The following is a 4,698-nucleotide window of genomic DNA, read 5'->3' on the forward strand; positions in this document are numbered from 1 at the left end:
AGATCGTTCTCAGCCGGGTCCTGGCCCATGTCGTAGCTGCCGAAAGTGTCGATCGACAGCTCGCCGCCGAAGACGCCTTGATAGAACTCCATCGCCTGGCGGGCGTTGTCTTTGAACGAGATATAGGGGTTGAGGCGTGACATGTATCGCTCCTGGGTCGGTGAGTGGATGCCGCGGCCGGCCCCGTGACGCAACCAGTGTTCACCGGGCCTCCGACATCCACAACCCCCCGTCAGCGAGCGGGAGACGTCGTCACTCGGCCTCGTTCGGCATCAGGATCCAGAGGATGATGTACGCCCACAGGCTCAGCCCGAAAAAGGCCACCGCGACCACGGTGAGCACGCGGATGAACGTCACGTTCGAGCCGAAGCGGTTGGCAAGGCCCGCGCACACCCCCGCGAGCAGTCGGCCTTGACGGGGACGCGAGAGAGTGTTCATCAGAGCTCGATTCCGTGGGACTCGTCGTTGACCCCGACGTTGCGCCCGCGCCGGGACTCGTAGGCCATCAGCCAGCCGATCGACACGATAAGGCCGATGACGACACCGAGCGCGATGTTGCCGAGCACGGCGCCGACGAGCGCGCCGAGCGCGAGCAGGAGGACCGTTCCGATCAGCCAGTGTGTACGGCCCCGCGGCCACCCGTTGCCCTGTGCCATGCGCCCAGCATAGGGCTCTCGCCGGCGCGTGTCAGCGGCCGCGATGGTCCTCGGGCGCCAGCCGCGGGCCCCGGCGCGGCTCGCGCGGGCCGCTCAGCCCGAGCAGCCGGATCACCCGCTGGCGCTGGCCTGCCCACGGCTCCAGCAGCTCGAGCATGCCATCGTCGTCGACCCGCTGACCAGTGAGGGCATATCCGATCTCGTGGGCGAGGTGGTAGTCGCCGACACTCACGGCGTCGGGGTCGCCGAACGCCCGGATGCGGGTCTCCGCCGAGGTCCACAGGCCGACGCCGCGAAGGCTCGTCAGCACCGCGTCGCGCGCCGGTCCGTCGGGGGCGGTTGCCGCGGCCCGCGCGATCGTCTCGCCGCGGCGTGCAGCCTCGACGATCGTGCGCGACTGCGGCGGTTCGAGACCGGCACGATGCCACGCCCACGACGGGATGCGCCGCCATCCTTCGATCGTGGGCGGCGCGTACATCGGGCGAGGCGTGGGGCCTGGCGCTCGCTCGCCGTAACCGGTGAGCAGCCGGCGCCACGCGCCGAAGGCCTGCGTCCCCGTGACCTTCTGCTCGATGATGGCGCTCGCGAGGGTGTCGAACAGGAGGTCGGTGCGCCCGAGCCGCAGCCCGGGATTGCGGTGCAGCGCGTCGCGAACGAGGGGATTCGGTCCTGGGTCGAACGCCTCGGGATCATCGAGGCCGCCGCACAGCGCCGGCAGCTGGTGCAGCGACCAGCCGGCGCCCGGGCCCCATGCTGCGGCACGGATCTCGCCGCGTCCCGTCTCGCGGATCGCGATCGTCGACACGCCTTCGGGGGTGCGGCTGGCGCGCCAGATCACCGGGCCCACGATCACCATGGCCGGATCGCCGGGTCCGCGGCGCTCGTACCCCACGATGCGGCGCAGGTCGATCGGGTGCGGGGGCCGGTACTCGGTCTCGAGCCGTGGGCCCGCATTCGCGACCGCGGGCATCGACCGCCCGCGAGCCCGAGGCCACTGCATCGGCGCGGGACTCGAGGTCATGCCGTCACCCTACGTCGCCGGCCCGACATCCAGGAACCGGTCGGCCGGGGCGCCGCCCGGGTCGATCAGAAGCGGTCGGGCGACGGGGTGCCGTGGCCGTAGCGGATGACGACGTCGGCGTGCCGGTCGAAGCGGTAGCCGACACCGCGCACGGTACGGACGATGTCCTCGAAGCGGCCGAGCTTGGCGCGCAGGCGACGCACGTGTACATCGATCGTGCGTTCGCCCGGCACCTCATCGTCGGTCGACGCCTGCCACAGCGACGAGACCAGCTCGGTGCGCTCGATCGTGCGACCCTCGCGGAGCACGAGGTACTGCAGCAGCTCGAACTCCTTGAACGTGAACGCGGCCGACTCGCCGTCGATCAGAACGCGCTTGCGCGAGATGTCGACGACGACGCCACCGCCGGCGACATCCTCGTCTTCGGGTTCTGCCTTGGTGCGGGCGACGGCGCTGGGCTCGTGAAGGGCGAGGCGCACGACGTCGACGTCGCGTCCACCGGATCCGGCGGGGGCGAGGGCGACGGTCGCGTAGGTCTCGGCGGTCGGCGCGAGTTCGGCGAGCGTGCGACGCAGGGCGTCGACGAGCACGCCGAGGCTGACGCCCGCTTCGGCGGCCTTGGCCTCGTCGATGCCGACGTACAGGGCGAAGCCGCGGGGGGCGCGCGTCAGTGAGCCGGGGGTTTGGGGCGGAGCCCCATCGGGACCGGTGCCGGCGGGGAGCGCCCGGCCGGCCGGAGCGGCGTCGGCGGGAGCCGACGCGGCGGCGAGCGGGGGAACGGCGGCGAGGTGAGTCGGGCGGGAGGCGGGGCGCTCGAGGAGGGCTGCGTTCGACATGATGATGGTCCTTGCGGATGAGAACCCGGGCGATGCGCCTGGAGCGGGTTCGATGATGTGCTCTGTGTTGCGGCCGGTGGCCAGGTGCGGCTTCAACTCGGCTCCCGAGGCGGGTTTTGTCCTTTTCGGGTGCGGTGAAGCGGGGGCTCCGCGGGCCTCGTGATCAGACGGCGGGCGGGCGGGGCCGGGCGGTTACCGTGTCAGCGACACATTCGGCAACACATGCTGACGCGGCCGGCCATCATCATGCCGGCAGTCCCGTTCGCCTTCCAGGCGGACACAGGGCGTGCGTTGTCAGTCATACGCCCGATTATGACCCAGTGCGTCCGAATGTGTCAAACCGCACGGATCTCCCGGCCGCTTCATGACGAAACGTAACACTTTGCTCAGTCGGTGAGACCGCCACCGCAGGGAGAGCGCCGTCATTTGCCCGACTGACGGCGTGGCGGATCCCGTGTCCGAATCCCGGCGTAGCATTTTCGGCGTGAGTTCCTTGACGTTCACCCACGAACCGGATGCCTCGCGGTACACCCTGCGCCGCGGAGACGAGCTGCTGAGCGTGCTCGATTACCGCGACGACGGACGCACGGTCGCGATGACGCGGGCCTACACGGTGCCGACGTTCCGGGGCCACGGCTACGCGGCCGAGGTCGTGGCGCGCGCCGTGACCGAGCTCGAGGTGAGCGGCGACCGCACGGTGATCCCCGTGTGCTGGTACGTGGCGGACTGGTTCGACGACAACCCGGATCGCCGCGGCATCCTGCAGTCCCGCCGCACCGCGTAGCGGCCCGCCCGCTGCATCGCACGGCGATCTCGCTGCTTCGCGCAGTCGCCCCGCTACGCTGAGCTCGTGGACTTCGAGACCCTCTTCACGGGCGTGGCCATCGCCTTCGAGGCTCTCGGTGCGTTCGCGATGATCGTCGGCGCGGTGATCGCCGCCGTTCTCTGTCTTCGCGCGCTGCGCCGTGGCGAAGGCGGGAAGGCGGCGTTCGCGACTCTGCGGAACACACTCGGCGCCGCGATCCTGCTCGGCCTCGAAGTGCTCGTCGCCGCCGACTTGATCCGCACGATCACCTCGAAGCCGTCGCTCGAGGACGCCCTGATCCTCGGCCTCATCGTGTTGATCCGAACGGTGCTGTCGTTCTCCATCCAGGTGGAGATCGAAGGGGTCGCGCCGTGGCGCCGTGCCCTTCTCACAAGCGGCGGGCAGCTGCTCGGCGAGGCGGTCGCCAACGACCGCGGGGCTCAGCGCACCCCTCCCGAAAGCCGATAGGGGGCGTCTACACGGGGGCTTCGGACCCGTCAACCCCCTTACCGCGCGCCTCGGCGCGGGGCAGGGTGTTGGGGACCGAGAGGACTCGCCATGAGCAATCCGCAGGATTCCCGGGATCTGCCCGAGGGCGTCATCGACGCAGAACCGACGGGCGGCTGGGAGAGCGAAGCGGCCGCGAGCACACACAGCGGCGATGAACAGAGCGCCGATGAACAGAGCGATGACCGGACGACGACGGGTTTGCCTCCGAACACACCGGATGGAACGGATGCCACGGCCGACGCTCCCGCGGAGCCCGCCGACCCCGCGGCACCGACTGCCCCGGCGGGCCCGATCGAGGGCGACGCGGCCGGCCGGGGTGCCGATCCCGACATGCTCGGTGACGCCGACCTCGGCGAGGGCCGCAGCGAAGACCCGAACGTCGATCCGGACGCACGCCGGCGACAGGACGGGTTGTGATGTCTGGAGCGACCAACGAGTACGAGGAGCCAGGCGGCAACTATCCCGACAAGGGGGGCACGTGGTCGGGTCCGGTCCCCGACGACAGCGCCGATTCGGGAACCCAGGACGGTCCGATTCAGGACATGAACGCGCCCACTCTCGACGAGAAGCTCGAGGGCATCATCGCCCAGACGCGGGCCGATGTCGCGGCACAGGACGATCAGGATGTCGCGCTGCTCGTGCGTCGTCGCCTCGAGGATGCCGGCATCCCGGCCACCGACGACGACATCAGCCGCATCGTGGCACGCGTGGTCGCCGTGGACGGCGTGAACGTGGACGGCGTGGCCGTGGGCGACGCGGACGACGTCACTCGCATCCAGCCCGGGGTGCACCCCGAGACCTGACGCGCTCCCGGACGGCCCGCGCTGACGGTGTCGGCGCGGTCCGTTCGGAGGCGGGTCAGCAGCAGGC

The 4,698-nt window shown here is 70.6% G+C and carries 8 protein-coding genes; 4 read left to right on the top strand and 4 right to left on the bottom strand.

Going from position 1 to position 4,698, the window contains the following annotated elements; all coding sequences use genetic code 11:
- Positions 1–252 precede the first annotated feature (252 nt).
- From VNT50_RS07800 to VNT50_RS07815, 4 genes are all read right to left on the bottom strand, one after another.
- Positions 253–438 (bottom strand): PspC domain-containing protein, encoded by a 186-nt coding sequence (locus VNT50_RS07800; protein WP_325484545.1) that lies wholly within the window; start codon positions 436–438, stop codon positions 253–255.
- Complete coding sequence (locus VNT50_RS07805; RefSeq protein ID WP_325484546.1) at positions 438–656, bottom strand: hypothetical protein; 219 nt, start codon at positions 654–656, stop codon at positions 438–440. The genes VNT50_RS07800 and VNT50_RS07805 overlap by 1 nt, the downstream gene beginning before the upstream one ends.
- Before the next feature lie 31 nt (positions 657–687).
- Positions 688–1,656, bottom strand: coding sequence for a DNA-3-methyladenine glycosylase family protein (locus tag VNT50_RS07810; RefSeq protein WP_414683956.1), 969 nt, complete (start codon positions 1,654–1,656; stop codon positions 688–690).
- Between the two features lie 86 nt (positions 1,657–1,742).
- Entirely contained in the window at positions 1,743–2,513 is a 771-nt protein-coding gene (locus VNT50_RS07815) for a winged helix-turn-helix domain-containing protein (protein ID WP_325484547.1), read from the bottom strand.
- A gap of 484 nt (positions 2,514–2,997) precedes the next feature.
- On the opposite strand from VNT50_RS07815, the gene VNT50_RS07820 reads away from it, so the two are divergent.
- The 4 genes from VNT50_RS07820 (at position 2,998) to VNT50_RS07835 (ending at position 4,631) form a co-directional block, all read left to right on the top strand.
- Positions 2,998–3,297 carry a GNAT family N-acetyltransferase gene (locus VNT50_RS07820; RefSeq protein WP_325484548.1) on the top strand — a complete coding sequence of 100 codons (300 nt, stop codon included), beginning with the start codon at positions 2,998–3,000 and terminating at the stop codon, positions 3,295–3,297.
- Positions 3,298–3,363: 66 nt separating this feature from the next.
- Entirely contained in the window at positions 3,364–3,786 is a 423-nt protein-coding gene (locus tag VNT50_RS07825) for a DUF1622 domain-containing protein (RefSeq protein WP_325484549.1), read from the top strand.
- Positions 3,787–3,876: 90 nt separating this feature from the next.
- Entirely contained in the window at positions 3,877–4,245 is a 369-nt protein-coding gene (locus VNT50_RS07830) for a hypothetical protein (protein ID WP_325484550.1), read from the top strand.
- A complete protein-coding gene (locus VNT50_RS07835; RefSeq protein WP_325484551.1) occupies positions 4,245–4,631 on the top strand; it encodes a hypothetical protein in 387 nt (128 codons plus the stop codon). The genes VNT50_RS07830 and VNT50_RS07835 overlap by 1 nt, the downstream gene beginning before the upstream one ends.
- The last annotated feature ends 67 nt before the right edge of the window (positions 4,632–4,698 follow it).

Origin of the sequence: Microbacterium sp., from assembly GCF_035554235.1 — a bacterium.
Taxonomy (GTDB): domain Bacteria; phylum Actinomycetota; class Actinomycetes; order Actinomycetales; family Microbacteriaceae; genus Microbacterium.